The following is a 25565-nucleotide window of genomic DNA, read 5'->3' as shown; positions in this document are numbered from 1 at the left end:
ATGCGGGGTTCGCAGGCGCGGGGCTTTTTTGTATGATGTGCGACCCGTGCGCACTGGGCGCCGATAGAGGTTGAGCATGCAGGCCCTAGAAGTTAAGAGCTTTCTTGAAGGAAAGCTGCCGGAAACGACCGTAGAAGTTGAAGGCGAAGGCTGCAACTTCCAGCTGAACGTGATTAGCGATGAACTGGCGGCACTGAGCCCAGTCAAGCGTCAGCAGCAGATCTATGCCCATTTGAACCCGTGGATCACCGATGGCAGCATCCATGCGGTCACTATGAAATTTTTCAGCCGCGCGGCCTGGGCCGAGCGCACCTGAGCCCCCAAGGCGTCGAGATTCTTATGGATAAATTGATTATTACCGGTGGTGCCCGCCTTGATGGCGAGATCCGCATCTCCGGCGCGAAAAACTCCGCCTTGCCGATCCTGGCAGCGACCCTGCTGTGCGATGGCCCGGTGACTGTGGCCAACCTGCCGCACCTGCACGACATCACCACCATGATCGAGCTGTTCGGTCGCATGGGCATCGAGCCTGTGATCGACGAGAAACTCTCGGTCGAAATCGACCCGCGCACCATCAAGACCCTGATCGCCCCGTACGAACTGGTGAAAACCATGCGTGCGTCGATCCTGGTACTGGGCCCGATGGTTGCCCGTTTCGGCGAAGCCGAAGTCGCACTGCCTGGCGGTTGCGCCATTGGCTCGCGTCCGGTGGACCTGCACATCCGTGGCCTTGAAGCCATGGGCGCAGTGATCGACGTCGAAGGCGGCTACATCAAGGCCAAGGCGCCGGAAGGCGGCCTGCGTGGCGCCAACTTCTTCTTTGATACCGTCAGCGTGACCGGTACCGAGAACATCATGATGGCCGCTGCCCTGGCCAAGGGCCGCAGCGTCCTGCAGAACGCCGCGCGCGAGCCGGAAGTGGTCGACCTGGCCAACTTCCTGAACGCCATGGGCGCCAAGGTTTCCGGCGCTGGCACCGACACCATCACCATCGATGGTGTCGAGCGTCTGCACACCGCGACCTACAAGGTCATGCCCGACCGTATCGAGACCGGCACCTACCTGGTTGCCGCTGCCGTTACCGGTGGCCGCGTCAAGGTCAAGGACACCGATCCGACCATCCTGGAAGCCGTCCTCGAAAAACTGCGTGAAGCTGGCGCAGACATCACCACCGGCGAAGACTGGATCGAGCTGAACATGCACGGCAAGCGGCCAAAAGCCGTGAACGTGCGTACCGCTCCGTACCCGGCCTTCCCGACCGACATGCAAGCGCAGTTCATCTCCCTGAACGCGATTGCCGAAGGCACCGGTGCCGTGATCGAGACCATCTTCGAAAACCGCTTCATGCACGTGTACGAACTGCACCGCATGGGCGCGAAGATCCAGGTCGAGGGCAACACGGCCATCGTCACCGGTATCGAAAAGCTCAAGGGCGCGCCAGTCATGGCCACCGACCTGCGTGCTTCGGCCAGCCTGGTGATTTCGGCACTGTGCGCCGACGGCGACACGCTGATCGACCGCATCTACCACATCGACCGTGGCTACGAGTGCATCGAAGAGAAACTGCAGATGCTCGGCGCGAAAATCCGCCGCGTACCGGGCTAGTTCCCGAGGCTGCAATGCTGGTGAGGGAGCGTGCTCTCTCACCACAGGATTTGTTTCAAGTCGAGGCTGTCATGGCCTCGATCTGTGTCCGGCGCCGTTTGCGACCGGACCGCAATAGCCTGATGAAGGACTGACGTTTCCCATGTTGACCATCGCACTGTCCAAGGGCCGCATCCTTGACGACACTTTGCCGCTTCTGGCTGAAGCGGGCATCGTGCCGACCGAGAATCCGGACAAGAGCCGCAAGCTGATCATCCCCACGACCCAGGACGACGTTCGCCTGTTGATCGTGCGGGCTACCGACGTGCCGACCTACGTTGAACATGGCGCAGCCGACCTCGGTGTCGCCGGTAAAGATGTGCTGATGGAATACGGCGGCCAGGGCCTGTACGAGCCCCTGGACCTGCGTATCGCCCTGTGCAAGCTGATGACCGCCGGCCGTGTCGGTGACGTCGAGCCCAAGGGCCGCCTGCGCGTGGCCACCAAGTTCGTCAATGTCGCCAAGCGTTACTACGCCGAGCAAGGTCGTCAGGTCGATATCATCAAGCTCTATGGTTCGATGGAACTGGCGCCGCTGATCGGCCTGGCCGACAAGATCATCGACGTGGTCGACACCGGCAACACCCTGCGTGCCAACGGTCTTGAACCGCAAGAATTCATTGCCGACATCAGCTCCCGCCTGATCGTCAACAAGGCTTCGATGAAGATGCAGCACGCCCGTATCCAGGCGTTGATCGACACCCTGCGCAAGGCAGTGGAGTCGCGACACCGCGGTTGACTTACCTGCGTAGCCGCAAGGCTGCGCCCGTCTATCCGCCTCATAGCCAGAATTCTCAGGTGCCCAAGCGGAAACGACTGCTAGTTTAGGGCGCCTGAGTTTTTGCCAATTCTATTGAGGCCCTCGCTATGACCACGTCCACTGCAATTGCCCGACTCAACGCTGCCGACCCGGATTTCGCCCATCATCTGGATCATCTGCTGAGCTGGGAAAGTGTGTCCGACGAGTCGGTCAACGGGCGAGTACTCGACATTATCAAGGCCGTGCGCGAGCGCGGTGATGCGGCGCTGGTGGATTTCACCCGCCAGTTCGACGGCCTCGATGTGGCGTCGATGTCCGACCTGATCCTGCCCCGCGAACGCCTGGAACTGGCGCTCACGCGCATCACTGCCCCGCAGCGCAAAGCGTTGGAAGTGGCGGCAACGCGAGTACGCAGCTACCACGAAAAGCAGAAGCAGGATTCCTGGAGCTACACCGAGGCCGACGGCACTGTGCTGGGCCAGAAGGTCACACCGCTGGACCGTGCCGGCCTGTACGTGCCGGGCGGCAAGGCGTCATACCCGTCGTCGGTGCTGATGAACGCGATTCCGGCCAAAGTGGCGGGCGTGACCGAAGTGGTCATGGTCGTGCCGACCCCGCGCGGTGAAATCAACGAGCTGGTGCTGGCCGCTGCGTGCATCGCCGGTGTCGACCGCGTGTTCACCATCGGCGGCGCCCAAGCGGTTGCCGCCCTGGCCTATGGCACCGAAAGCGTGCCGAAAGTGGACAAGGTGGTCGGCCCCGGCAACATCTATGTCGCCACTGCCAAGCGCCACGTGTTTGGCCAGGTCGGTATCGACATGATCGCCGGCCCCTCGGAAATCCTCGTGGTGTGTGACGGCCAGACCGATCCGGACTGGATCGCCATGGACCTGTTCTCCCAGGCCGAGCACGACGAAGACGCCCAGGCGATCCTGGTCAGCCCTGACGCCGCGTTCCTCGACAAGGTCGCCGCGAGCATCGACAAGCTGCTGCCGACCATGGACCGCGCCGAGATCATCGAGAAGTCGATCAACGGCCGTGGCGCGCTGATCCTGGTGCGTGACATGGAGCAGGCCATCGAAGTGGCCAACCGCATCGCGCCGGAGCACTTGGAGCTGTCGGTCGCCGACCCACAAGCCTGGCTGCCGTCGATTCGCCATGCCGGTGCGATCTTCATGGGCCGCCACACCAGCGAAGCCCTGGGTGACTACTGCGCAGGCCCCAACCACGTGTTGCCGACCTCTGGCACCGCACGCTTCTCGTCGCCGCTGGGGGTGTATGACTTCCAGAAGCGTTCGTCGATCATCTTCTGCTCGCCACAAGGCGCGTCCGAGCTGGGCAAGACCGCCTCGGTGCTGGCCCGTGGTGAATCGCTGAGCGCACACGCACGTAGCGCCGAATACCGCATCGTCAAGGGAGAGTGAGGCATGAGCAAATTCTGGAGCCCCTTCGTCAAGGACCTCGTGCCTTACGTGCCGGGTGAACAACCGAAGCTGACCAAGCTGGTCAAGCTCAACACCAATGAAAACCCCTACGGCCCATCGCCCAAGGCGTTGGCGGCGATGCAGGCCGAGTTGAACGACAACCTGCGCCTGTACCCGGACCCCAACAGCGACCTGCTCAAGCAGGCGGTGGCCAAGTATTACGGGGTGGATGCGGGCAAAGTATTCCTCGGCAACGGTTCCGACGAAGTCCTCGCGCACATCTTCCACGGCCTGTTCCAGCACGATTTGCCGCTGCTGTTCCCGGACATCAGCTACAGCTTCTATCCCGTGTACTGCGGCCTGTACGGCATCCAGTCCGATCCGGTGCCGCTGGACGAGCAATTCCAGATCCGCGTGGCGGACTACGCCAAGCCGAACGGCGGGATCATCTTCCCCAACCCGAACGCGCCGACCGGCTGCGTGCTGGCGCTGGATGCGGTGGAGCAGATCCTCAAGGCCAGCCCGGATTCGGTGGTGGTGGTCGATGAAGCCTATATCGACTTCGGCGGCGAAACCGCCATCAGCCTGGTGGACCGCTACCCGAACCTGCTGGTGACGCAGACCCTGTCCAAATCGCGCTCACTGGCCGGTTTGCGCGTGGGCCTGGCCGTGGGCCACCCGGACCTGATCGAGGCGCTGGAGCGCGTCAAGAACAGCTTCAACTCCTATCCGCTGGATCGCCTGGCGATTGTCGGCGCGGCGGCGGCGTTTGAAGACCGTGAGTACTTCGAGAAGACGTGTCAGTTGGTGATCGACAGCCGCAACGCGGTGGTTGCACAGTTGGAAGGGAAGGGCTTTGAAGTGTTGCCGTCGGCGGCCAACTTCATCTTTGCCCGTCACCCCAGGCACGACGCTGCCGGCCTGGCGGCCAAGTTGCGTGAGCAGGGTGTGATCGTGCGGCACTTCAAGCAGGAGCGGATTGCCCAGTTCCTGCGGATCAGCATTGGTACGCCGGAGCAGAACCAGGCGTTGATCGATGGGCTCGGCGAGCTTTAAATCTTTATTGGCTTGGCTGGCCCCATCGCGGGCAAGCCCGGCTCCCACAGGGAAATGCATTCCATTGTGGGAGCGGGCTTGCCCGCGATGAGGCAATCAGCCTCACCGAATGGTTAAAGCAGTGGCTCGTCAGGCTTCTTGTTCTTCCAGCCATCATTGCCCGGCAGCAGCAGGTTCAAGGCAATCGCCACCACCGCACACAGGGCGATGCCCTTCAGGCCGAAATCATTCGGGCCCGTACCGGTGCCGACCAGCACACCGCCAATCCCGAACACCAGGGTCACCGAGACAATCACCAGGTTGCGCGCCTCGCCCAGGTCGATCTTGTGGCGAATCAGCGTGTTCATCCCCACCGCAGCAATCGAGCCGAACAGCAGGCACAGGATCCCGCCCATCACCGGCACCGGGATGCTTTGCAGCAGTGCGCCGAACTTGCCGATAAACGCCAGGCTGATGGCAAACACCGCCGCCCAGGTCATGATCTTCGGGTTGTAGTTCTTGGTCAGCATCACCGCGCCAGTCACTTCGGCGTAGGTGGTGTTCGGCGGGCCGCCAAACATGCCGGCGGCTGTGGTGGCGATGCCGTCACCCAGCAGGGTGCGATGCAGGCCCGGCTTCTTCAGGTAGTCGCGACCGGTCACGCTGCCCACCGCAATCACACCACCGATATGTTCGATCGCCGGGGCCAGGGCCACGGGGACGATGAACAGGATCGCCTGCCAGTTGAACTCCGGCGCGGTGAAGTGGGGCAGGGCGAACCAGGGCGCGGCGGCGATCTTCGCCGTGTCGACCACGTCAAAGTAGAACGCCATCGCAAAGCCCACCAGCACGCCGGAGATGATCGGCACCAGGCGGAAAATGCCCTTGCCGAACACCGCCACGATCAACGTGGTCAGCAGCGCCGGCATCGAGATCATCATCGCCGTCTGGTAGTGAATCAGCTCGCTGCCATCACCGGCTTTGCCCATGGCCATATTGGCGGCAATCGGCGCCATGGCCAGGCCGATGGAGATGATCACCGGACCGATCACCACGGGTGGCAGCAAGCGGTCGATGAAGCCGGTGCCCTTGATCTTCACGGCAGCGCCGAGGAAGGTGTAGACGAAACCGGCCGCCATCACCCCACCCATGGTCGCCGCCAGGCCGAATTGCTGCTTGGCGAGAATGATCGGGGTGATAAAGGCAAAGCTCGATGCCAGGAACACCGGCACCTGCCGCCCCGTCACGACCTGGAACAACAACGTGCCCAAGCCTGCGGTAAACAGTGCAACGTTTGGATCAAGACCTGTGATCAGCGGCATCAACACCAGCGCGCCAAATGCCACGAAGAGCATTTGTGCGCCAGACAGGATCTGGCGCCAAAGCGGGTCGTTGAATTCATCCTGCATGCTCACGCGTCCTTCTGCTTGGTGCCGAAGATCTTGTCACCGGCATCGCCCAGGCCGGGGATGATGTAGCCGTGTTCGTTCAGGCACTGATCGATGGATGCGGTATAGATCTGCACGTCCGGGTGGGCTTTCTCGACGGCGGCGATGCCTTCGGGAGCGGCCACCAGCACCATGGCGCGGATGTCCTTGCAGCCGGCTTTTTTCAGCAGGTCGATGGTGGCAACCATGGAGCTGCCGGTGGCGAGCATCGGGTCGATGATCATGGCCAGGCGCTCGTCGATTTCCGGGACGAGTTTTTCCAGGTAGGTGTGGGCTTCCAGGGTTTCCTCGTTGCGGGCGACGCCCACAGCGCTGACCTTGGCGCCCGGGATCAGGCTGAGCACGCCTTCGAGCATGCCGATACCGGCGCGCAGGATCGGCACCACGGTGATCTTCTTGCCGGCGATTTTCTCGACCTGCACGGGACCGGCCCAACCTGGGATCTCGTAGGTCTCCAGGGGCAGATCCTTGGTGGCTTCGTAAGTGAGCAACGCTCCGACTTCCTGAGCAAGCTCACGGAAATTCTTCGTGCTGATGTCGGCGCGGCGCATAAGGCCGAGTTTATGTTGGATCAGCGGGTGGCGGATCTCGCGAGTGGGCATGGGAAAGGCTCCGGCGGCGGGCAAAAAAACCGGCCTAGATTAATCTATCCGAGGGTGTTGTCCTATAGACATCTAGTACGTTAGTCCATTAAGGCTTGATCAGAGCGCACGAGAAGCGTACCTTCGCCCGCTTTTCTTGCCACAGCACCCCCTTGGAGAGCGCCATGTCCGCTGATCTCGAGCATATCCGTCAAATCATGCGCGAGGCTGACTGCCTGTACACCGAAGCGCAAGTCGAAGAGGCGATCGCCAAGGTCGGCGCCCATATCAGCCGCGAAATGGCCGACACCAACCCGGTGGTGTTCTGTGTGATGAACGGCGGCCTGATTTTCGCCGGCAAATTGCTCACGCACCTGCAGTTCCCGCTGGAAGCGTCCTACCTGCACGCCACCCGTTATCGCAACGAAACCAGCGGCGGCGACCTGTTCTGGAAAGCCAAGCCGGAAGTCTCGTTCATCGACCGCGACGTGCTGATCATCGACGACATCCTCGACGAAGGTCACACCCTGGGCGCGATCATCGATTTCTGCAAACACGCCGGCGCGCGCAAAGTGCACACCGCGGTGCTGATCGACAAAGACCACGACCGCAAGGCGCGGCCTGAGCTGAAAGCCGATTTCGTCGGCCTGCCGTGCGTTGACCGCTACATCTTCGGTTACGGCATGGACTACAAAGGCTACTGGCGCAACGCCAATGGCATCTACGCCGTCAAAGGCATGTAAACGCGCGTCATCAGGTGTGGGGCCGGCATGCTAGAGTGCCTGGCCCTGCGTCTGGAGCCTGTCATGAGCCTGTTGATCCGCACGTGCGCCGCCCTGGCGCTGACCCTCAGTTTGCCCCTGGCTGCAGCCCCCCTGCACAGCCAATTCCTGCCGCCCGACGACCTGACCCTGCGCGCCGAAGCGCCCGACCAGCAGCAATTGCTGCAAGTCACCGAGTACTCGGTGGTGGTGGGCAATCAGCGTCAATCCAGCCAGCAACCGATTCCGGTGACGTCGCCGCTGATGATCCGCCTCAAGGGCAAGTCCCTGAACAAGGGCGCGACCATCAATCAAGTGGTGCTCAATTTCGATGCGGAAAGCAAAAGCCTGAAAAAACCGGCGTATGACGACAAGAGCAAGACCCTGACCTTGTCGTATCCGGTGGCGCAGTACCGCGTCATCGTCGACTTGCTGCGCAACGACACCCTGTATGTGCAATTCCTCAGCTACGCCAACGGCCATATCTGGGCGGATCTGCACACCGGCGCCGTTCGCACCAAATAACCAAACGACACCGATACCGCTATGTGAACCCAATCAATGTGGGAGCCGGCTTGCCTGCGATAGCGGTGTGTCAGCGCAATAGTTTTCAACTGACAGGCCGCTATCGCAGGCAAGCCAGCTCCCACAGGCGTGTTTGGTTGTTTTCGAAGGTGGTGTCCGGCAGGTAGACTTCCAGTCCCGTGTAAATGTCTGCAGGCTGGAGTCGGTAATGCGTAAAGATAAGAAACAGGTGATTGGTGACGAGATCGGCGACGATCAAATCAAGTTGTTCCTGGACTTCGAGCCGGTCGACGCGACTTCCCCGTCCCTGCACAAACTGATCAAGGCCTACCGTGGCCTGCGTATCGACGACTTCGAGCGTTTCCTGGGCTTTTTCAAGGAAGCCGGCCTGGACCTCGACGGCAAGGACGAGCATGGCCAGACCTTTGTCGACCTGATCAAGGACCAGCGCAACGCGGACGAATACATCGAGTTGATCGAAAAAGCCCGCGGCTGATGTCCAAGGCATAAAAAAACGCCCCGCTCTCATCACGAGAGCGGGGCGCTCGTTCCCACGCTCTGCGTGGGAATGCATCCGGTGACGCTATGCGTCACACCCTCAAGCGTAGCTCTCGGTCTCGGCGGCAGGTTCAACCAGTTCCAGACTGATGTTGTTCTGCGTGTTGATCTTGCGGTACAGGTCGGCATCCGTTTCCAGAACCTTTTCCCGTGCCGGGAAGATCTCGTGCAGCTTGGCAGCCCATTCACCCGCCGCTTTTTGCGGGAAGCACTTCTCGATCAGTTCCAGCATGATCGAAACCGTCACCGAAGCGCCCGGGGACGCGCCCAGCAGCGCAGCCAGCGAACCATCTTTGGCCGCGACCAGCTCGGTGCCGAATTGCAGCACGCCGCCTTTCTTCGGGTCTTTCTTGATGATCTGCACCCGTTGGCCGGCCACTTCCAGGCGCCAGTCTTCGGCTTTCGCTTCAGGGTAGAAGCGGCGCAGGGATTCGAGGCGCTGCTCCATGGACTGGCGCACTTCGCTGACCAGGTATTTGGTCAGGTCCATGTTGTCGCGGGCCACGGCCAGCATCGGGCCGATGTTGCCGGCGCGGATCGACAGCGGCAGGTCAAGGAACGAGCCGTGCTTGAGGAACTTGGTGGTGAAGCCGGCGTATGGCCCGAACAGCAGGGATTTCTTGCCATCCACCACACGGGTGTCCAAGTGCGGCACGGACATCGGCGGCGAACCCACGGCGGCCTGGCTGTAGACCTTGGCCTGGTGGTGCTTGACCACGTCCGGGTTGTCGCAACGCAGCCACTGGCCGCTGACCGGGAAGCCGCCAAACCCTTTGCTTTCTTCGATGCCCGAGGCTTGCAGCAGCGGCAGGGCCGCGCCACCGGCGCCGAGGAAGACGAACTTGGCGTCCACTTCACGGCTGTTGCCGCTGTTGACGTCCTTGATGCTCACGGTCCAGCCGGCGCCGTTGCGCTTGAGGCCGGTAACGCGCTTGCAGTACTTGACCTGGGCATCCGCCGAGCTGGTCAGGTGACCCAGCAACTGGTTGGTCAGGGCGCCGAAGTTGACGTCGGTGCCGTTGAGCACACGGGTGGCGGCGATTTTTTCGTCGAGCGGGCGGCCCGGCATCATCAGCGGCATCCACTCGGCCATTTCGCTGCGGTCTTCGGTGTAGTGCATGTCCGAAAACGCGTGGTGCTGGCTGAGGGATTCAAAGCGCTTCTTGAGGAAGTCCACGCCTTTTTCGCCCTGCACGAAGCTCAGGTGCGGCACCGGGCTGATAAAGGACTTGGACGAGCCAAAGGTGCCCTTTTTAGTCAGGTACGCCCAGAACTGCTTCGACACCTCGAACTGGGTGTTGATGTGCACGGCTTTCTTGATGTCGATGGAGCCATCGGCGGCCTGCGGCGTGTAGTTCAGCTCACACAGCCCGGCGTGGCCGGTACCGGCGTTGTTCCACGGGTTGGAACTTTCCGCGGCACCCGAATCCATCAGCTCAACGACTTCCAGCTTGAGGCCGGGGTCGAGCTCCTTGAGCAGCACGGCCAGGGTGGCACTCATGATGCCGGCCCCTACCAGTACTACGTCGACTGCTTCGTTATGCGCCATTTAACGCGTCTCCAAAATCTGCAGCACCAAATTGACGGCATGGCTGCCAGGAGTGACGGGGCGGTTCACGTGTTGCCCCAGGTTACCCATGGCCAGGATCGCCATGTCCGTTTCGCAATTCTTTGCAACTTCAGCACACGCTTCCTGCCGGGCTAATCTGCCTATGAACGCATTCATGGGCGCCTGTGGCAATTCGACTTATGGTCAAAGCGTGCGATTCGTGCAACCAATCCGTAGCGGACAGGCTCAAGCTCCGGTTTTTGAGGAGTGCTCGGTCCTGTGTGGTTGGGCTGTTAAAGACGCTGATGGTGCTTGTACAAACGCCAAACTATTCATTTGCTCGCCACACTCTTGTGAAGTTGTGAAAACCCGTTTTTTTCACGCTCTTTTGAAGACGTGAACCTCAAAAAAGGGCTGCCTCAGCCTGGCACCTGGCCCGGATACCTTGCCGACACGCGGCAAAACGGGCAAACAACTCAAGTGGCCGAGCGCAATGGCAGCTCTGGCAGATGCGATATAAAGAGGGGTGGTTTGCAACGAAAACAGCAAGCACGCCAGCTCTATTCGATCTGTGTGGGCGGCTCTCTGTGGGCGATTGGGGGGTTAATACCGAGGCATTAACGATGCTGCGGGGCCCGATCAGGAGACGTCCTTATAATCGGGGGGAGATTGTAGCGAAGAACGCCAAGGAAATGGGCGTGTTTTATGACTTTTATTAGGCGTTCGGTCAGGCGGCCAACGGCTGGTGCCGGGACGACTGCGCTGGACGTGGGCTTACGCGGGCACGGGCCGGCAGCGGGCGGTGCATCCAGCTCAGGCGAATCTCGTCGATTTCCACCCAGCCATTGCCCACGGGCGGCTGGCTGCACTCTTTAAAGGCCTGGCAGCGGCCTTGTGCATCGAGCAGGGCGAACTGACGCAGGGCGGGTTTGCGCATGAACAGCGACCAGAGAAAATTCATGGTGATAGCCTCCTGAGATTGAGGCAAAGCTTGCCAGCCCGGGATGACGAGCGCATGTATCGGCTGTGACATCTCGGTGACATCGAACCGCTGCGAGCGGCGCCGGTCACAGGATGTAACTGATGCTAGTTCCCGGCAGTGGCGCACCGCTATACTGCCCGCCTGTCGGTACCTGATTTCTGGAGAGAAGCGCATGTTGCAACGCCTGTTGTTCGGTTTGATCACTGTGACCAGTTTGGCCCTGGCTGGCTGCGCCAACAGCCCGCAACAACTCAGCCCGCAACCGAAGCTCACCACGCAGCTGGCGCCAGTGGGCCACGGCCAGCCGGTGTCGGTGCGTGTGGTGGATGGCCGTCCGTCGCCAACCCTGGGTTCCCGTGGTGGCCTGTACCCGGAGACTGCGCTGATTTCGGTCACCGGCCAGGACGTGTTGCCCAAGCTGCAAGCCCAGGCCGAAGCCGCCGTGCGCCTGCTGGGCTTTACCCCAAGCCCGAATGCGCCGGGCGCACCGCAGTTGACCATCACTTTGGCTGAACTGAAATACCAGTCGCCCAAGGAAGGCCTGTATGTAACCGAAGCCTCGATCGGCGCGACGTTCAAGTCCGACGTCACGGCGGGCACCCGTCGCTACAGTGGCCGCTACGGCGCATCGCTGAACCAGCGCTTTGGCATGTCGCCGAACCAGGAAACCAACACCAAGCTGGTCAGCGACGTGTTGAGCGACGCCTTGACCCGCCTGTTCAAGGACCCAAGCATCGGTTCGTTGCTCAGCTCGCAATAACCGCTGCATAAAAAAACCGGGCTCAGTGATGAGCCCGGTTTTTTTGTGCCTTGAGTTTCACGCGGCGGTGTCGATACAGAAGTCCAGCAGGCTCACGCCGGTCAACAAATCCGCTTCCGGCAAGTCGGCATGCTGGTGCCCGCCGAGGGCGCAATACACCAGCCAGTGGCGGTCCTGCACGTTGAACGCGAGGCCGCCGACCAGCGCCTCTTGCTCGTCGCTGGGGGCGATCAGATACAGCCGATCCTGGTTGTGCGCGTGCAGCATGACAAGCTCCCGAACGTTCGAAGGGCAACAGAGTGGCTTGTTAAGGTGACGTTCAGGTGACGCCGTAAATTACTGGATACATTAGCCGTTCATGTTGGGATGCAATATTGGTGGCTGATGAGGCTGCTACGTCCAGCCATGTATCAGAACCGATACCCAGACACTGTGTTACCGAGGTTTGCGATGGCGCTGCCCGCACTATTGATCAATGCTGTGGCTTTAACGGTGGCCTTCCCGGGGGCGGCGCTGCTGGCGATTACGCGCCTGCGCGAGCAGCGCGCGATGGCTGACCTGACCACGCAAAGCGAACAGCGCGCGATTGACCAGCCGATGCTGTTTCTGGATGTGCGCACCGAACGGGCGCATCGCTTGGCATACCGTATCGGGTTCGCCTGTCTGGGGTTGGCGCTGCTTGTTTCTTGGATCAGCACCCGCCTCTAAAACACACCACAAAACCAAATGTGGGAGCGGGCTTGCCCGCGAAAGCGGTGTGTCAGGCAAAGATGCATTCACTGACCCACTGCAATCGCGGGCAAGCCCGCTCCCACACAAGCTATCTCCCACATTTTTACAGCGGGATGCCCGCCTTGACGCGATACTGATTGCGCACCGGCGTCGCATACTGCACCACCAGAAACGGCCTATGCTCAACCGGGCATTCGTTCAAGCGCCGTTCCCACTCCGCCTTCGCCTTGGCCAGTTCGTCCGCCGGGAACACCTCGGCCGCCGTCGGCACCTGCAATTGCGGGTCAGCCTCGCTCCACTGCGCATACGCCAGGTAATGCACCGGAAACAAGCGATAACCGCCGAGAATCTGCCGGTCCATTTCCATCGCCAGCACTTTGGTGTCTTCAAAACGCTCGGTGATTGGCGGCGCGAAGTTCACATGCACCCGGCCCTTGTAGCCGGTGATGCCCAGGGCGATGCTCACGTCATCTTCGCCCGGCGCCTTGCAGTAGGTGCCGGTGGTGGCGCGGATGTACAGCTCGCGGGCCTTGGCCGAATCGCAGGGGTCGTATTCGTAGCTGATGGACACCGGCGTCAGGTTCAGCGACTGGATCACCTCGGCAAACGGCTCGTCCTTGCGGCTGACGTGGAACATCTTGAGGATCGCCGACTCGGTACGGTCATCCCCATCCTTGGCGCGGCCTTCGGCCTGGGCGATCCAGATCGACTCGCCGTCGTTGCGGATCGAATGGTTGATATAGGCCGACAGCAAGTTGAACGCCGCCATCTTTTCTTTTCGCCCGGTGATCGAGCGGTGCACGATAAAGCTCTTGTTCAGGCGCATCAGGTCGCTGACAAACGGCTTTTGCAGCAGGTTGTCGCCGATGGCGATGCGCGGCGTCGGCAGGCCGGCGTGGTACACGGCGTAGTTGACGAAGGCCGGGTCCATCACGATGTCGCGGTGGTTGGCCAGGAACAGGTAGGCGGTGCCGGACTTGAGCTGCTCGACGCCGGTGTAGGTCACGCCGTCGGTCGCGCGGTCGATGGTGTGATCGACGTAGTACTCGACTTTGTCCTGCAGCGTCGCCACGGTGGTGACGCCGGCGAATTCACGGCGCAGCTTGCGGGCGATCATCGGCTTGAGCAGCCAGCCCAGGGCGCCGGCGAAGCGCGGAAAGCGGAAGTGGGTCAGGATGTCCAGAAAGGCCTTGTCACTGAACAGCCGGTCCAGCACTGCCGGGACTTCGCTGTCGTTGTAAGGTCGGATGGTATCGAATTGGCCCATCATGCTCTCTTGTTAGAAACGGCTAGGGTAAGTAAAGGAAATGCCAGGGAGCGGTCCGGGAAATGGGCCCGGCCGGAAATAGCCCTGTAAATAGACCGGCGATTATACGCACAAGTCACTCTGGAGGCTGCGATGCTGGAAACCGCGACGTACGATTGTCCTTATTGTGGTGAAGAGGTTGAGACAACGGTGGATTTGTCTGGCGGTGACCAGAACTATATAGAGGACTGCCAGGTGTGTTGCCGCCCGATCATTTTCGATCTACAGGTCCATGGCGACGAGTGGATGCTTGAAACCCGCAGCGAAAACGAATGACAGGACCGCCCATGCAGCGAATCTACGAACCGGAAAACCTGATGGAGGGCGAGTTGCTGCAACAGATGCTCGCCAGCGAGGGTATCGAGGCGCATCTGGTGGGGCGCCATCTGCTCGGTGGCACGGGCGAGCTGCCGATTTTCGGCCTGCTGGGCCTGGAGGTGGACAATGACCAGGCCGTGTGCGCCCGTGAGTTGATTACCGCCTACATCGGCGCGCAACCCATGCCGGGCGATGAACCCGACAGCTTCCCCGACGTGTTGGTCTGTTAGGCTGTCGGTCGGTTTACCCAAGAGTCGTGTTGCCCCATGTGTGGACGTTATGCCCTGTTTCGCTGGAACCCCTCGTTTGCTGCCTTGCCGGGCTTTCCGGCCGACCAGCAGGCCCAGTGGAACATCTCCCCGAATGACTCGGTGCTGATCCAGCGCGCCGACGCCGGCCAGCGCACCCTGGCCCGTGCGCGCTGGGGCCTGACGCCGCCCTGGCTGACCGACCTTTCGCGCACGCCCGCCCATGCCCGCGCCGAAACCCTGGCCGAGCAACCGATGTTTCGCGAAGCGTTTCGCCAGCGCCGTTGCCTGCTGCCCGCCAATGGCTTCTACGAATGGCGCGGCACCCAGCGCAAGCGCCCGTACTGGTTGACGCCGGGGGAGGGTTCCACGCTGTTTTTTGCGGCGATCTGGGAAGCCTATCCGGTGCAGGAGCAAGTCTGGCTGAGCACGGCGGTGGTCACCCAGGCGGCGCAGAGCCAGCGCCGGCCGCTGATCCTGGATGCGGCGGGGCAGGAGGCCTGGCTTGATCCCGAGACGCCTTTGCACACGCTCCAGGCGTTGCTGGCCAGTGAACCGGCTGCGTTGCGCGAGCGCGTGCTGGCCAATATGGTCAATGACCCGAAGCTGAACGGGCCGGAGTGTTTGACGCCAGGTTGAGCGCTGCGTGGGACGTATCTGAAATTCTGCGGTTACACGTCTGTTGTATCTGGCGTCGATACAAATGACCGCCTACGATACGCGCCATGTTTTCAGGGAGAGTGTCATGAAGAAATCATTGGCGATAAACGTTTTGGCAGCCGCGCTGCTGCTGGCTGGTTGCCAGTCGGTCAACACCACCAGCGGCGGTGCCGTCGGCGTGGAGCGCAAGCAGTACATGTTCAGCATGCTGTCGAGCCAGGAAGTCGACCAGATGTACGCCCAGTCCTACCAGCAGACGTTGGGTGAGGCCAGCAGCAAGGGCCAACTGGACAAGAGCAGCGCCAATGCCAAGCGTGTGCAGGCCATCGCCAACCGCTTGATCGCCCAGGCACCGACCTTCCGCCCCGATGCGGCGCAGTGGAAGTGGGAAGTGAACCTGATCAAAAGCGACGAGATGAATGCCAACTGCGGGCCTGGCGGCAAGATCTTCGTTTACAGCGCGTTGATCGACAACCTCAAGCTGACGGATGACGAACTGGCCGCGGTGATGGGCCATGAAATCGCCCACGCCTTGCGCGAGCACGGCCGCGAAGCCATGTCCAAGGCCTATGGTATCCAGATGGCGAAGCAGGGCGCGGGCGCGCTGTTCGGCCTCGGCCAGGACAGCCTGGCATTGGCCGATACCGTGGCCAACTACGGCATGACCTTGCCCAACAGCCGGGCCAATGAAAACGAGGCAGACCTGATCGGCCTGGAGCTGTCGGCTCGCGCCGGTTACAACCCGAATGCGGCGATCACGCTGTGGAACAAGATGGCCAAGGCTTCGGAAGGGGCGCCGCCGGAGTTCATGAGCACTCACCCGGCGTCGGATAGCCGGATCGCTTCGTTGCAAGCGGCGATTCCGAAGGTGATGCCGCTGTACCAGCAGGCCAAGAAATCTTGATCCTGTGAAGATCCAAGTGTGGGAGCAGGCTTGCCTGCGATAGCGGTATGTCAGCTTGCACATCCCTAGCTGACCCACCGCAATCGCGGGCAAGCCCGCTCCCACATGGGATTGGGTTTACAAATCTAGATCCAGCCGCTGCTCTGCATCGCCTTGTACACCGCAACCACCGCCAATACGAAGAACGCCGTCGCCGCCAATCGACGAATCAAGGTCAGCGGCAGCTTCTCGGCCGCAAAATTCCCCGCCAGAACCACCGGCACGTTGGCAATCAGCATGCCCAGGGTGGTGCCGATAATCACCAGCCACAACTCGGGATACTGGGCCGCCAGCATCACCGTGGCGATCTGGGTCTTGTCACCGATTTCGGCCAGGAAGAACGCGATCAGCGTGGTCAGGAACGGCCCGAACTTGCGGGTGGTGCTGGCTTCGTCGTCGTCGAGTTTGTCTGGCACCAGGGTCCACAACGCGGTGGCGCAGAAGCTTGCCGCGAGGATCCAGTGCAACACCGCATCCGAGAAGAAGCTGCCAAACCACGCCCCCACGGCACCGGCCGCCGCATGGTTGGCCAGGGTCGCAGCGACGATGCCGGCGATGATCGGCCAGGGTTTGCGAAAGCGTGCGGCCAGGATGAGCGCGAGCAGTTGCGTCTTGTCGCCGATTTCGGCCAAGGCAACGATTGCGGTAGGAACGAGTAATGAATCCAGCATCAGGTAGGTTTCCAGGGGCGGGTCGACACGGCTATGACACGTACAGCCTTCCCGCCCCGGGTAAGGTGTGCGTGTCATAGGTCTTGTCAAACCCCGGTCCGTCTGTGCGGACACCTGGGTCGCATACGCCATGGCCTGTTGACCAAGTATGTTGACGTATGCCGGACGAGCATGGCGCTCGTGGGAGACTACTCCCCTAGGACGGAGCGGATTCTGCCTAGGCAAAACCCATTCGGCAAGCCTTCTTTTTCAAACGCCCGTCAGCCGCGCTTGGCACGGTAGATGCGGAAACCATTGCCTTCGGCCTTGATTGCGCACACGCCCAGATGCTCTTCGATCAGCGGTTGGTACTTCAGGAAGCTATTGGCGACCAACCGCAGTTCGCCGCCTTTTGCCAGGTGTTTCGCCGCTTTTCGCAGCAGGTTCTCCGTGGCGAAATAATCCGTGTGCACGCCGACATGGAACGGCGGGTTGCTCAGAATCGTGTTCAAGCCCATCGGTGCGGCGTCGATCCCGTCGCCGGTCAGCACCTCGGCTTCCAGACCATTGGCTGCCAGGGTCAGGCGGCTGCTGGCGGCGGCGAAGGCATCCACGTCGAGCATCGTTACCGTGTTATGCGGGTAACGCCGCTTGACCGCAGCGCCCAACACGCCCGCGCCGCAACCGAAGTCCAGCAGGTGACCGCTGGGCAGTTTGTCCAGATGCTCCAGCAGCAGTTCAGTGCCGCGATCCAGGCGACCGTGGCTGAACACGCCCGGCAGGCTCACGACCTTGAGCGGCCCTTCAGGCAGCGGCACTTCGAAGACCTGGGCCAGGCTTTCCAGCTCGGCCGCTTGCGGCGCGTTGGCCACGGTGACTTGCCACAGTTGGCAATGCCGCGCGTTGTCCAGCTTGCGTGGCTTGCCGAAAGGGATCATCTGCTTGGCGGCGCTTTCGATACCGCCTTTTTTCTCGCCCACCAGAAACAGCTCGGCGCCGGGCAAACGTGCGGCCACGGCATTGAGCAGGTAGTCGGTGAGGTCCTTGGATTTGGGCAGGAAAATCACCGCCGCATCAAATGCGCGCTCGGGCACATTGACCCCGAACTGGCTGCGTTCGGGGAAGCGTGCATCGAGTGCCGCCTGGTCGCCGGCGTGCCAGCACCAGCCGTGGGCGTTGGGCAGGCGACCGAGCAGGTCGTCGGCGGGCAACCCTACCAGCAGCAGGTTGCCTTGAAAAAGTTCGGCCTGACGAAGCAGTACTTCACTGCGCGGATCCATGGTCTGCTCCTTGAAAAGGAGCGCAGTTTATCAACTGACGACGCGTAGCGGGGCGCCGCTGAAAAAGCCCCGGGCGTTTTCCGCCAGTTGGCCGACGATGCGCTGGCGCGCTTCGCGACTGCCCCAGGCGTTGTGGGGCGTGACGATCAACCGAGGAATGTCGCCGGCCAGCAGCGGATTGCCGTTGACCGGTGGCTCCACGCTGAGCACGTCGGTCGCCGCGCCGCCCAGATGGCCGTTGCGCAACGCATCGGCCAGGGCCTGTTCGTTGATCAAACCACCGCGTGCGGTATTGACGATAAACGCGCCCGGCTTGAGCAGCGCCAACTCACGGGCGCCGATAAAGTCACGGGTGTGTTCGTTGAGGGGGCAGTGCAAGGTCAGGGCATCCACCTGGGCCAGCAGTTCATCCAGCGGCACGCGATCGGCGCGGGCAGGGCGCCCGGGAATCGCCCCGAGCAGCACGCGCATGCCAAAGGCTTCGGCCAGGCGCGCCACGGCGCTGCCCAACTCACCGTGGCCGAGCAGGCCGAGGGTCTTGCCTTCCAGCTCGACAATCGGATGGTCCAGCAGGCAGAACTGCTTGGCTTGCTGCCACTGGCCGGCACTGACGTCCCGTTGATAGTCCTGCAAGCGTGTCGCCAGGTTCAGCAACAGCATGATCGTATGCTGCGCCACCGACGGCGTGCCGTAACCCTGGCAGTTGCTCACGGTGATGCCCAGGGCGCGGGCGGCTTGCAGATCGATATTGTTGGTACCGGTGGCTGACACCAGGATCAGCTTTAGGTCCGGGCAAGCCGCCAGGGTTTCGGCGTTGATCGCGATTTTGTTACTGATCGCCACCTGGGCGCCCTGCAGGCGTTCGATCACATTCTGCGGCGTGGTCTGTTCGAATAACTGGAGGTTGCTGAAGCTGTTTTGCAGCTCGCTGAGGTCGAGGTCTCCCAGGTCCAGGGAGGGGTGATCGAGGAAGACCGCGCGGCGATTGTTCGTCATCAACTGTACCTTTTGCGACAGGGTTCGAAGGCGTAATCTCCCGAGCCTATCAGATGAAATAATCAGTTACTTGAATTGGAGCGCGCATGTACGTCGCCGAGTTTTTGACCGTGGCCTTGATTCACTTGTTGGCGGTGGCCAGCCCGGGCCCGGATTTCGCCGTGGTGGTCCGTGAAAGTGTTACCCACGGCCGCCGTGCCGGGACCTGGACCGCGCTGGGCGTCGGCTCGGCGATTTTCCTGCACGTAGGGTATTCGTTGCTGGGGATTGGCTTGATCGTGTCCCAGTCCATCGTGCTGTTCAACGCGCTGAAATGGGCCGCCGCCGCGTACCTGCTGTACATCGGCTTCAAGGCCCTGCGTGCCAAGCCGGCAGCGCCTGCCGCCGAAGGCGAGTTGCACCGCGAAGCCGGCGAGCGCACCCCGCGCGGGGCCTTTACCGCAGGGTTCGTGACCAATGGCTTGAACCCCAAGGCGACGTTGTTCTTCCTGTCGCTGTTTACCGTGGTGATCAATCCGCACACGCCGTTGGCGATCCAGGCGGGTTATGGCCTGTACCTGGCGGTGGCGACGGCGGTGTGGTTCTGCCTGGTGGCGATGTTGTTCAGCCAGCAGCGCGTGCGCGCGGGGTTTGCGCGGATGGGGCATTGGTTTGATCGGACGATGGGCGCGGTGTTGATTGCTATCGGTGTAAAGCTGGCCTTCACCAGCATGAAATAAGACGTGAGTGAACACAGTCCCTGTGGGAGCGGGCTTGCCCGCGATGGGGGCCTGTCAGCCGACACATTTGTTAGCTGGCATGCCGCAATCGCGGGCAAGCCCGCTCCCACATTTGATCTTCATCTACCCACGATGATGGCGCAAAGCTAGCATTCACCCCCTCTGCAAATCATTCCTTTGGCTGATTTGGCTGAAACATAAGCGCTCTACAGTGCAGATCTTTCAGCCAAGACCGTGCAGTCATAAAAAGGGATTCGTATGTTGCAGACCCGTGTTATCCCGCCCGCCGAAGGCGCGTACCAATACCCGTTGTTGATCAAGCGCCTGCTGATGTCCGGGGCCCGCTACGAGAAAACCCGCGAAATCGTGTACCGCGACAAGCTGCGCTACACCTACCCGACCCTGATCGAGCGCGTCGCGCGCCTGGCCAATGTGTTGAGCGAAGCCGGGGTCAAGGCCGGTGATACCGTGGCGGTGATGGATTGGGACAGCCATCGCTACCTGGAATGCATGTTTGCCATCCCGATGATCGGCGCGGTGATCCACACCATCAACGTGCGCCTGTCGCCGGAACAGATCCTCTACACCATGAACCACGCCGAGGACCGCTTCGTGCTGGTCAACAGTGAGTTCGTGGGCCTCTACCAGGCGATTGCCGGGCAGCTCACCACCGTCGACAAGACCCTGCTGCTGACCGATGGGGAGGCGAAAACCGCCGAGCTGCCCAACCTCGTCGGCGAGTACGAAACCCTGCTGGCCGCCGCCAGCCCGACCTACGATTTCCAGGACTTCGACGAGCATTCCGTCGCGACCACCTTCTACACCACCGGCACCACCGGCAATCCCAAGGGCGTGTACTTCACCCACCGCCAACTGGTGCTGCACACCATCGGTGTGGCGACCATCATGGGCAGCGTCGACAGCGTGCGGCTGCTGGGCACCAACGATGTGTACATGCCGATCACGCCGATGTTCCACGTGCATGCCTGGGGCCTGCCGTATGTGGCGACCATGCTCGGCCTCAAGCAGGTCTATCCCGGGCGCTACGACCCGGAATACCTGGTGGAGTTGTGGCGCAAGGAAAAGGTCACGTTCTCCCACTGCGTGCCGACCATCCTGCAAATGCTGCTCAACGCCAAGGCGGCGCAGGGCGTGGACTTTGGCGGGTGGAAAATCGTCATTGGCGGCAGTGCGCTTAACCGCACGCTGTACGAAGCGGCCAAGGCGCGTGGGATCCAGCTGACGGCTGCGTACGGCATGTCCGAGACCGGGCCGTTGGTGTCTTGCGCCCACCTCAACGAAGAGTTGATGGCCGGCAGCGAAGACGAGCGCACCACCTACCGTATCAAGGCCGGCGTGCCCGGTCCGTTGGTGGAGGCGGCGATTGTCGACGGTGACGGCAACTTCCTGCCCGCCGATGGCGAGTCCCAGGGCGAACTGGTACTGCGCGCGCCGTGGCTGACCGAAGGCTATTACAACGAGCCGCAGAAGGGCGCCGAGCTGTGGGAAGGCGGCTGGATGCACACCGGCGACGTGGCCACACTGGACGCGTTTGGGGTGATCGATATCCGTGACCGCATCAAGGATGTGATCAAGACCGGTGGCGAGTGGATTTCGTCCCTGGCCCTCGAAGACCTGGTCAGCCGTCACCCGGCGGTACGCGAAGTAGCGGTGGTGGGGATTGCCGATCCGCAGTGGGGCGAGCGCCCGTTTGCCTTGCTGGTGGTGCGTGATGGCCATGTGATAGGGGCTCGCGAGCTCAAGGAACACCTCAAGCCGTTTGTGGAATTGGGCCATTTGAGCAAGTGGGCGATCCCGAGCCAGATTGCCGTTGTTACGGAAATTCCCAAGACCAGTGTCGGCAAGCTCGACAAAAAGCGTATCCGCATCGACATCATTGAATGGCAGGCCAACAACAGTACGTTCCTGTCCACCCTCTGACGCCCCTCGCCGTGCCCGTTCGGGCACGGCAACGCTCTATCTGGCACCTTTACTTGTGATTTGCCGATTTTCAGCCATCCTTGCCGCGTCGGCCCTCGCCGACGTGGCGAAAGGGTTGAGGCAGACGGGTCGGTGATGCAAATCACACTTTAGAGGGATCAAGCACTACCCCCTGCTGGCTATAGTCCCCCCTGAGTTTTTCAAGGATGTTGCGCTTCGGGCCATGGGGGCTCGGTTGCCGTCCGGCATTGGAATCGTTGTATTCCGGCCGTTACATGCATCCAGAAGATTGAACTCACTGCCATAACAATAATGCACATGGAGTAGCGTCGATGACCTCAGTAAACCAGTTCTGGCGCCGGGCAAGACTGCCCCTGGCCGTCAGTCTCGCTTCTACGCTCGCCGGGCCCGCATTCGGCGTCAGTTTCAACGTCGGTGAAATCGAAGGGAGTTTTGACTCGTCTCTTTCCGTGGGTGCCAGTTGGTCTACAGAAAAAGCCAACAAGAACCTCATCGGTTCCAACAACGGCGGGCATGGTCTCTCGCAGACGTCTGACGATGGGCACTTGAACTTCAAGCGCGGCGAAACGTTCTCGAAGATCTTCAAGGGCATCCACGACCTGGAACTGAAGTACGGCGACACCGGTGTATTTGTGCGTGGCAAGTATTGGTACGACTTCGAACTCAAGGATGAAAGCCGTCCGTTCAAGGACATCAGCGACAGCAACCGCAAGGAGGGCGCCAAGTCCTCGGGCGCGCAGATCCTCGACGCCTTCATCTACCACAACTACAACATTGCCGACCTGCCGGGTTCGGTGCGTTTCGGCAAGCAAGTTGTGAGCTGGGGTGAAAGTACCTTCATCGGCGGCGGTATCAACTCCATCAACCCGATCGACGTGTCCGCGTTCCGTCGTCCGGGGGCCGAGATCAAGGAAGGCTTGATTCCGGTCAACATGTTCTACCTGTCGCAAAGCGTGACGGACAACCTGTCGGTGGATGGTTTCTACCAGTTGGAATGGGACCAGACCGTTGTCGATAACTGCGGGACATTCTTCTCGCAGCCAGACGTGATTGCCGACGGTTGCGACAATAACCTGGCAGTGCTGCGAACCAAGCAAGGCTTGTCCAATGCCTTGCCGGCGCCGTTCCGGAATGCGGCATTTGGCGCACTGGCGGCCCAGGGCGTGAACTTCGGCTCACCGGATGAAGGCGCCATCGTGCGTCGTGGTCCTGATCGTGATGCACGGGACAGCGGTCAATTTGGTTTCGCCGCCCACTACATGTTCGAGCCGTTGGACACCGAGTTCGGCGCTTACTTCATGAACTACCACAGCCGCGCGCCGATCTTCAGCGGGCGCGGGGCGGCGGCGAGCAAGTACAGCCCTGCCAACCTGGTTAGATCATTGATGGGGCAGGGTTTGTCCCAGGGGCAAGCCAGCGCGATCGCACCATCGCTGTTGCCGTTCGTGGTTGCGGGCAATTCGAGTTACTACGTTGAATACCCTGAGGACATCCGTCTGTACGGCCTCAGCTTCTCCACCACATTGCCTACCGGCACCGCGTGGAGCGGTGAGATCAGCTACCGCCCGAATGCGCCTGTGCAGCTGAACACCACGGACATTCTGTATTCGGGGCTGACGCCTCTGGCCGCCGTAAACCCGGCAGCCGCCAACTATTCGGTACTGCAAGGCAAGGCGGATCAGGATCAACCGGGCTATCGCCGTAAAGAAGTCACCCAGCTGCAAACCACCTTTACCCACTTCTTCGACCAGGTGATGGGCGCTGAACGACTGACGGTTGTCGGTGAAGTCGGCTTCACCCACGTGGGCGGCCTGGAAAAAACCTCCAAGGCCCGCTACGGCCGCGACCCTAGCTACGGCCCTGGCCCGCTGCCAAACAACACGTGCCAGACCTTGAACAGCGGAACCTTGACTGGGGCCGCACAGAACAACCTGTCGCGCTACTGCGAAAACGACGGCTTCACCACGGCCAACTCCTGGGGTTACCGCGCTCGCGCCATCTGGGATTACAACAGCGTGTTTGCGGGTATCAACCTCAGACCGAGCGTGGCTTGGTCCCATGACGTGAGCGGCTATTCGCCAGGCCCTGGTGGCAACTTCGAAGAAGGCCGCAAGGCTGTCAGCCTTGGGTTGGATGCGGAATACCAGAACACCTACACCGCCGGCCTGTCGTACACCAACTTCTTTGATGGCAAGTACACCACGGTGGATGACCGGGATTTTGTTGCGCTCAGCTTCGGCATGAACTTCTAAGCGACCGTATTTCAGGAAGAACCAGCATATGAAAATAACCAAAAGTCTGTTGCACGTGGGTGTGCTTGGGCTGTCGATCCTGGCGAGCAACGTCATGGCGGCAGTCTCGGCGAGCGAGGCCGCCAAGCTCGACACAACCCTGACCCCGATGGGCGCTGAACGCGGCGCCAACGCTGCGGGCACCATCACCGCCTGGCAACCCTTGGCGACCAACGCCGGCGGCGTTGATGCCCGTGGTTTCCTGGCCAACCCTTACGCCAGCGAGCAGCCCAAGTTCGTTATCACCGCGCAGAACGTCGATCAGTACAAGGACGCGTTGTCACCTGGGCAGTACGCGATGTTCAAGCGCTACCCGGACACGTTCAAGATGCCGGTCTACCCGACCCATCGTGGCGCCACGGTGCCGGCTGATGTGTTTGCCTCGATCAAGAGGAACGCCACCAGCACCAACCTGGTGTCTGGCGGCAACGGCCTGGAAAACTTCGAGTCCGCCATTCCGTTCCCTATTCCGAAAAGCGGCGTCGAAGTCATCTGGAACCACATCACCCGCTATCGCGGCGGCAGTGTGACGCGCCTGGTGACCCAGGCTACTCCGCAAACGAACGGTTCCTACAGCCTGGTGTATTTCCGCGATCAGTTCGTTTTCCGCGACAAGATGAAGGACTACGATCCGAAAAATCCGGGAAACATCCTGTTCTACTTCAAGCAGGAAGTAACCGCGCCAGCACGCCTGGCGGGTACCGTGTTGCTGGTGCATGAAACCCTGGACCAGGTGAAGGAGCCACGTTCGGCGTGGGTCTACAACGCTGGCCAGCGCCGTGTGCGCCGGGCCCCGCAAGTGTCCTATGACGGCCCGGGTACCGCCGCCGACGGCCTGCGCACCTCCGACAACCTCGACATGTACAACGGCGCGCCGGATCGCTACGACTGGAAGCTGGAAGGCAAGAAAGAGATGTACATCGCCTCCAACAGCTACAAGCTTGACGACCCGAAACTCAAGTATGCCGACATCATCAAGGCCGGCCACATCAACCAGGACCTGGCCCGTTACGAGCTGCGTCGCGTCTGGCACGTGGTCGCCACCTTGAAGGAAGGCCAGCGTCACATCTACGCCAAGCGTGACTTCTACATTGACGAAGACACCTGGCAGGCAGCGGTGATCGACCAGTACGACGGTCGCAACCAGCTGTGGCGCGTGTCTGAAGCCCATGCCGAGAACTACTACGACAAGCAAGTGCCGTGGTACGCCCTGGAAGCCATCTACGACCTGCAATCCGGTCGCTACCTGGCCCTGGGCATGAAGAACGAAGAGAAGAAGGCGTATGACTTCGGCTTCACCGCTACCACCAGCGACTTCACCCCAGCGGCCCTGCGCCAGGATGGTGTTCGCTAAACCGCGATAACTCACCCATGTGGGAGCTGGCTTGTGTGGGAGCTGGCTTGCCTGCGATAACATCACCTCGGTATGTCTG

27 protein-coding genes and 1 riboswitch are annotated in these 25565 nt (G+C 61.2%); of the genes, 18 read left to right on the top strand and 9 right to left on the bottom strand.

All coding sequences use genetic code 11. The features are described from left to right. Positions 1-76 precede the first annotated feature (76 nt). The 5 genes from B348_RS0124905 (at position 77) to hisC (ending at position 4884) form a co-directional block, all read left to right on the top strand. The gene (locus tag B348_RS0124905) at positions 77-316 is read left to right on the top strand and encodes a BolA family protein (RefSeq protein ID WP_003188597.1); all 240 of its coding nucleotides are present in this window, start codon (positions 77-79) and stop codon (positions 314-316) included. A gap of 23 nt (positions 317-339) precedes the next feature. Continuing rightward, positions 340-1605, top strand: coding sequence for a UDP-N-acetylglucosamine 1-carboxyvinyltransferase (murA, locus tag B348_RS0124900; protein WP_017738747.1), 1266 nt, complete (start codon positions 340-342; stop codon positions 1603-1605). Between the two features lie 142 nt (positions 1606-1747). Then, complete coding sequence (gene hisG, locus B348_RS0124895) at positions 1748-2383, top strand: ATP phosphoribosyltransferase (protein ID WP_010213102.1); 636 nt, start codon at positions 1748-1750, stop codon at positions 2381-2383. A 128-nt stretch (positions 2384-2511) separates the two neighbouring features. Then, the gene (hisD, locus tag B348_RS0124890; RefSeq protein ID WP_017738746.1) at positions 2512-3828 is read left to right on the top strand and encodes a histidinol dehydrogenase; all 1317 of its coding nucleotides are present in this window, start codon (positions 2512-2514) and stop codon (positions 3826-3828) included. 3 nt (positions 3829-3831) lie between these two features. Next, a complete protein-coding gene (hisC, locus tag B348_RS0124885) occupies positions 3832-4884 on the top strand; it encodes a histidinol-phosphate transaminase (protein WP_017738745.1) in 1053 nt (350 codons plus the stop codon). 113 nt (positions 4885-4997) lie between these two features. Here hisC and B348_RS0124880 read toward each other — a convergent pair whose 3' ends face one another. Next, positions 4998-6272 (bottom strand): uracil-xanthine permease family protein, encoded by a 1275-nt coding sequence (locus B348_RS0124880; RefSeq protein ID WP_017738744.1) that lies wholly within the window; start codon positions 6270-6272, stop codon positions 4998-5000. 2 nt (positions 6273-6274) lie between these two features. Beyond that, the gene (gene upp, locus B348_RS0124875) at positions 6275-6913 is read right to left on the bottom strand and encodes a uracil phosphoribosyltransferase (RefSeq protein WP_017738743.1); all 639 of its coding nucleotides are present in this window, start codon (positions 6911-6913) and stop codon (positions 6275-6277) included. A 164-nt stretch (positions 6914-7077) separates the two neighbouring features. On the opposite strand from upp, the gene B348_RS0124870 reads away from it, so the two are divergent. From B348_RS0124870 to B348_RS0124860, 3 genes are all read left to right on the top strand, one after another. Then, positions 7078-7635, top strand: a complete 558-nt coding sequence (locus B348_RS0124870) for a hypoxanthine-guanine phosphoribosyltransferase (RefSeq protein ID WP_017738742.1) — start codon at positions 7078-7080, stop codon at positions 7633-7635. Positions 7636-7698: 63 nt separating this feature from the next. Next, positions 7699-8178, top strand: a complete 480-nt coding sequence (locus B348_RS0124865; protein ID WP_017738741.1) for a hypothetical protein — start codon at positions 7699-7701, stop codon at positions 8176-8178. Positions 8179-8386: 208 nt separating this feature from the next. Further along, positions 8387-8674 carry a PA4642 family protein gene (locus tag B348_RS0124860; RefSeq protein WP_017738740.1) on the top strand — a complete coding sequence of 96 codons (288 nt, stop codon included), beginning with the start codon at positions 8387-8389 and terminating at the stop codon, positions 8672-8674. A gap of 102 nt (positions 8675-8776) precedes the next feature. Here B348_RS0124860 and mqo read toward each other — a convergent pair whose 3' ends face one another. After that, complete coding sequence (gene mqo, locus B348_RS0124855; RefSeq protein WP_017738739.1) at positions 8777-10285, bottom strand: malate dehydrogenase (quinone); 1509 nt, start codon at positions 10283-10285, stop codon at positions 8777-8779. A gap of 727 nt (positions 10286-11012) precedes the next feature. Then, positions 11013-11246 (bottom strand): hypothetical protein, encoded by a 234-nt coding sequence (locus tag B348_RS0124845; protein ID WP_017738738.1) that lies wholly within the window; start codon positions 11244-11246, stop codon positions 11013-11015. Between the two features lie 193 nt (positions 11247-11439). Here B348_RS0124845 and B348_RS0124840 point away from each other — a divergent pair, with 193 nt between their 5' ends. Then, positions 11440-12027 (top strand): YajG family lipoprotein, encoded by a 588-nt coding sequence (locus B348_RS0124840; RefSeq protein WP_017738737.1) that lies wholly within the window; start codon positions 11440-11442, stop codon positions 12025-12027. Between the two features lie 57 nt (positions 12028-12084). Here B348_RS0124840 and B348_RS0124835 read toward each other — a convergent pair whose 3' ends face one another. Then, on the bottom strand, positions 12085-12294 hold the full coding sequence (locus B348_RS0124835) for a hypothetical protein (RefSeq protein WP_017738736.1): 210 nt from the start codon (positions 12292-12294) through the stop codon (positions 12085-12087). Positions 12295-12477: 183 nt separating this feature from the next. Here B348_RS0124835 and B348_RS0124830 point away from each other — a divergent pair, with 183 nt between their 5' ends. Continuing rightward, the gene (locus B348_RS0124830; protein WP_017738735.1) at positions 12478-12735 is read left to right on the top strand and encodes a hypothetical protein; all 258 of its coding nucleotides are present in this window, start codon (positions 12478-12480) and stop codon (positions 12733-12735) included. A 127-nt stretch (positions 12736-12862) separates the two neighbouring features. Here the strand turns inward: B348_RS0124830 and B348_RS0124825 are convergent, their stop codons facing one another. Then, a complete protein-coding gene (locus B348_RS0124825; RefSeq protein WP_017738734.1) occupies positions 12863-14026 on the bottom strand; it encodes a 1-acyl-sn-glycerol-3-phosphate acyltransferase in 1164 nt (387 codons plus the stop codon). A gap of 132 nt (positions 14027-14158) precedes the next feature. Between B348_RS0124825 and B348_RS0124820 the strand changes: the two genes are divergently transcribed. The 4 genes from B348_RS0124820 (at position 14159) to B348_RS0124805 (ending at position 16195) form a co-directional block, all read left to right on the top strand. Further along, positions 14159-14341, top strand: a complete 183-nt coding sequence (locus tag B348_RS0124820; RefSeq protein ID WP_017738733.1) for a CPXCG motif-containing cysteine-rich protein — start codon at positions 14159-14161, stop codon at positions 14339-14341. Positions 14342-14352: 11 nt separating this feature from the next. After that, positions 14353-14613: a putative signal transducing protein gene (locus B348_RS0124815; protein ID WP_017738732.1), complete on the top strand. Its 261-nt coding sequence runs from the start codon at positions 14353-14355 to the stop codon at positions 14611-14613. Positions 14614-14649: 36 nt separating this feature from the next. Then, the gene (locus B348_RS0124810) at positions 14650-15270 is read left to right on the top strand and encodes an SOS response-associated peptidase (protein WP_017738731.1); all 621 of its coding nucleotides are present in this window, start codon (positions 14650-14652) and stop codon (positions 15268-15270) included. Between the two features lie 106 nt (positions 15271-15376). Then, the gene (locus B348_RS0124805) at positions 15377-16195 is read left to right on the top strand and encodes a M48 family metallopeptidase (RefSeq protein WP_017738730.1); all 819 of its coding nucleotides are present in this window, start codon (positions 15377-15379) and stop codon (positions 16193-16195) included. A 125-nt stretch (positions 16196-16320) separates the two neighbouring features. Here B348_RS0124805 and B348_RS0124800 read toward each other — a convergent pair whose 3' ends face one another. The 3 genes from B348_RS0124800 to B348_RS0124790 form a co-directional block, all read right to left on the bottom strand. Further along, positions 16321-16905: a TMEM165/GDT1 family protein gene (locus B348_RS0124800; RefSeq protein ID WP_016974259.1), complete on the bottom strand. Its 585-nt coding sequence runs from the start codon at positions 16903-16905 to the stop codon at positions 16321-16323. Between the two features lie 89 nt (positions 16906-16994). Continuing rightward, a riboswitch (yybP-ykoY riboswitch) is annotated at positions 16995-17114 on the bottom strand. 51 nt (positions 17115-17165) lie between these two features. Then, on the bottom strand, positions 17166-18164 hold the full coding sequence (locus B348_RS0124795; RefSeq protein ID WP_017738729.1) for a class I SAM-dependent methyltransferase: 999 nt from the start codon (positions 18162-18164) through the stop codon (positions 17166-17168). Between the two features lie 30 nt (positions 18165-18194). After that, positions 18195-19160, bottom strand: coding sequence for a 2-hydroxyacid dehydrogenase (locus B348_RS0124790; protein ID WP_017738728.1), 966 nt, complete (start codon positions 19158-19160; stop codon positions 18195-18197). Positions 19161-19246: 86 nt separating this feature from the next. Between B348_RS0124790 and B348_RS0124785 the strand changes: the two genes are divergently transcribed. The 4 genes from B348_RS0124785 (at position 19247) to B348_RS0124770 (ending at position 25486) form a co-directional block, all read left to right on the top strand. Continuing rightward, positions 19247-19879 carry a LysE family translocator gene (locus B348_RS0124785; protein WP_017738727.1) on the top strand — a complete coding sequence of 211 codons (633 nt, stop codon included), beginning with the start codon at positions 19247-19249 and terminating at the stop codon, positions 19877-19879. Between the two features lie 258 nt (positions 19880-20137). Beyond that, on the top strand, positions 20138-21820 hold the full coding sequence (locus tag B348_RS0124780; protein WP_017738726.1) for a fatty acid--CoA ligase: 1683 nt from the start codon (positions 20138-20140) through the stop codon (positions 21818-21820). Between the two features lie 332 nt (positions 21821-22152). Beyond that, complete coding sequence (locus tag B348_RS0124775) at positions 22153-24093, top strand: DUF1302 domain-containing protein (RefSeq protein ID WP_026137047.1); 1941 nt, start codon at positions 22153-22155, stop codon at positions 24091-24093. Between the two features lie 28 nt (positions 24094-24121). Next, positions 24122-25486, top strand: a complete 1365-nt coding sequence (locus tag B348_RS0124770; RefSeq protein ID WP_017738724.1) for a DUF1329 domain-containing protein — start codon at positions 24122-24124, stop codon at positions 25484-25486. The last annotated feature ends 79 nt before the right edge of the window (positions 25487-25565 follow it).

The organism is Pseudomonas sp. CBZ-4 (assembly GCF_000346755.1).
In the GTDB taxonomy this organism is placed as follows: Bacteria; Pseudomonadota; Gammaproteobacteria; order Pseudomonadales; family Pseudomonadaceae; genus Aquipseudomonas.
The sequence above is the reverse complement of the archived record's forward strand: the minus strand, read 5'-3'. Positions and strand labels throughout refer to the sequence as shown.

Excerpts from the sequence above, each read along its gene's own strand:
- B348_RS0124860 (WP_017738740.1), top strand. The coding sequence starts at position 8,387 with ATGCGTAAAGATAAGAAACAGGTGATTGGTGACGAGATCGGCGACGAT.
- B348_RS0124905 (WP_003188597.1), top strand. The coding sequence starts at position 77 with ATGCAGGCCCTAGAAGTTAAGAGCTTTCTTGAAGGAAAGCTGCCGGAA.
- B348_RS0124790 (WP_017738728.1), bottom strand. The coding sequence starts at position 19,160 with ATGACGAACAATCGCCGCGCGGTCTTCCTCGATCACCCCTCCCTGGAC.
- B348_RS0124825 (WP_017738734.1), bottom strand. The coding sequence starts at position 14,026 with ATGGGCCAATTCGATACCATCCGACCTTACAACGACAGCGAAGTCCCG.
- B348_RS0124770 (WP_017738724.1), top strand. The coding sequence starts at position 24,122 with ATGAAAATAACCAAAAGTCTGTTGCACGTGGGTGTGCTTGGGCTGTCG.
- B348_RS0124805 (WP_017738730.1), top strand. The coding sequence starts at position 15,377 with ATGAAGAAATCATTGGCGATAAACGTTTTGGCAGCCGCGCTGCTGCTG.
- B348_RS0124800 (WP_016974259.1), bottom strand. The coding sequence starts at position 16,905 with ATGCTGGATTCATTACTCGTTCCTACCGCAATCGTTGCCTTGGCCGAA.
- upp (WP_017738743.1), bottom strand. The coding sequence starts at position 6,913 with ATGCCCACTCGCGAGATCCGCCACCCGCTGATCCAACATAAACTCGGC.
- B348_RS0124810 (WP_017738731.1), top strand. The coding sequence starts at position 14,650 with ATGTGTGGACGTTATGCCCTGTTTCGCTGGAACCCCTCGTTTGCTGCC.
- hisC (WP_017738745.1), top strand. The coding sequence starts at position 3,832 with ATGAGCAAATTCTGGAGCCCCTTCGTCAAGGACCTCGTGCCTTACGTG.
- B348_RS0124845 (WP_017738738.1), bottom strand. The coding sequence starts at position 11,246 with ATGAATTTTCTCTGGTCGCTGTTCATGCGCAAACCCGCCCTGCGTCAG.
- B348_RS0124865 (WP_017738741.1), top strand. The coding sequence starts at position 7,699 with ATGAGCCTGTTGATCCGCACGTGCGCCGCCCTGGCGCTGACCCTCAGT.
- B348_RS0124870 (WP_017738742.1), top strand. The coding sequence starts at position 7,078 with ATGTCCGCTGATCTCGAGCATATCCGTCAAATCATGCGCGAGGCTGAC.
- B348_RS0124820 (WP_017738733.1), top strand. The coding sequence starts at position 14,159 with ATGCTGGAAACCGCGACGTACGATTGTCCTTATTGTGGTGAAGAGGTT.
- B348_RS0124835 (WP_017738736.1), bottom strand. The coding sequence starts at position 12,294 with ATGCTGCACGCGCACAACCAGGATCGGCTGTATCTGATCGCCCCCAGC.
- B348_RS0124785 (WP_017738727.1), top strand. The coding sequence starts at position 19,247 with ATGTACGTCGCCGAGTTTTTGACCGTGGCCTTGATTCACTTGTTGGCG.
- hisG (WP_010213102.1), top strand. The coding sequence starts at position 1,748 with ATGTTGACCATCGCACTGTCCAAGGGCCGCATCCTTGACGACACTTTG.
- murA (WP_017738747.1), top strand. The coding sequence starts at position 340 with ATGGATAAATTGATTATTACCGGTGGTGCCCGCCTTGATGGCGAGATC.
- B348_RS0124840 (WP_017738737.1), top strand. The coding sequence starts at position 11,440 with ATGTTGCAACGCCTGTTGTTCGGTTTGATCACTGTGACCAGTTTGGCC.
- B348_RS0124780 (WP_017738726.1), top strand. The coding sequence starts at position 20,138 with ATGTTGCAGACCCGTGTTATCCCGCCCGCCGAAGGCGCGTACCAATAC.
- hisD (WP_017738746.1), top strand. The coding sequence starts at position 2,512 with ATGACCACGTCCACTGCAATTGCCCGACTCAACGCTGCCGACCCGGAT.
- B348_RS0124880 (WP_017738744.1), bottom strand. The coding sequence starts at position 6,272 with ATGCAGGATGAATTCAACGACCCGCTTTGGCGCCAGATCCTGTCTGGC.
- mqo (WP_017738739.1), bottom strand. The coding sequence starts at position 10,285 with ATGGCGCATAACGAAGCAGTCGACGTAGTACTGGTAGGGGCCGGCATC.
- B348_RS0124830 (WP_017738735.1), top strand. The coding sequence starts at position 12,478 with ATGGCGCTGCCCGCACTATTGATCAATGCTGTGGCTTTAACGGTGGCC.
- B348_RS0124775 (WP_026137047.1), top strand. The coding sequence starts at position 22,153 with ATGACCTCAGTAAACCAGTTCTGGCGCCGGGCAAGACTGCCCCTGGCC.
- B348_RS0124795 (WP_017738729.1), bottom strand. The coding sequence starts at position 18,164 with ATGGATCCGCGCAGTGAAGTACTGCTTCGTCAGGCCGAACTTTTTCAA.
- B348_RS0124815 (WP_017738732.1), top strand. The coding sequence starts at position 14,353 with ATGCAGCGAATCTACGAACCGGAAAACCTGATGGAGGGCGAGTTGCTG.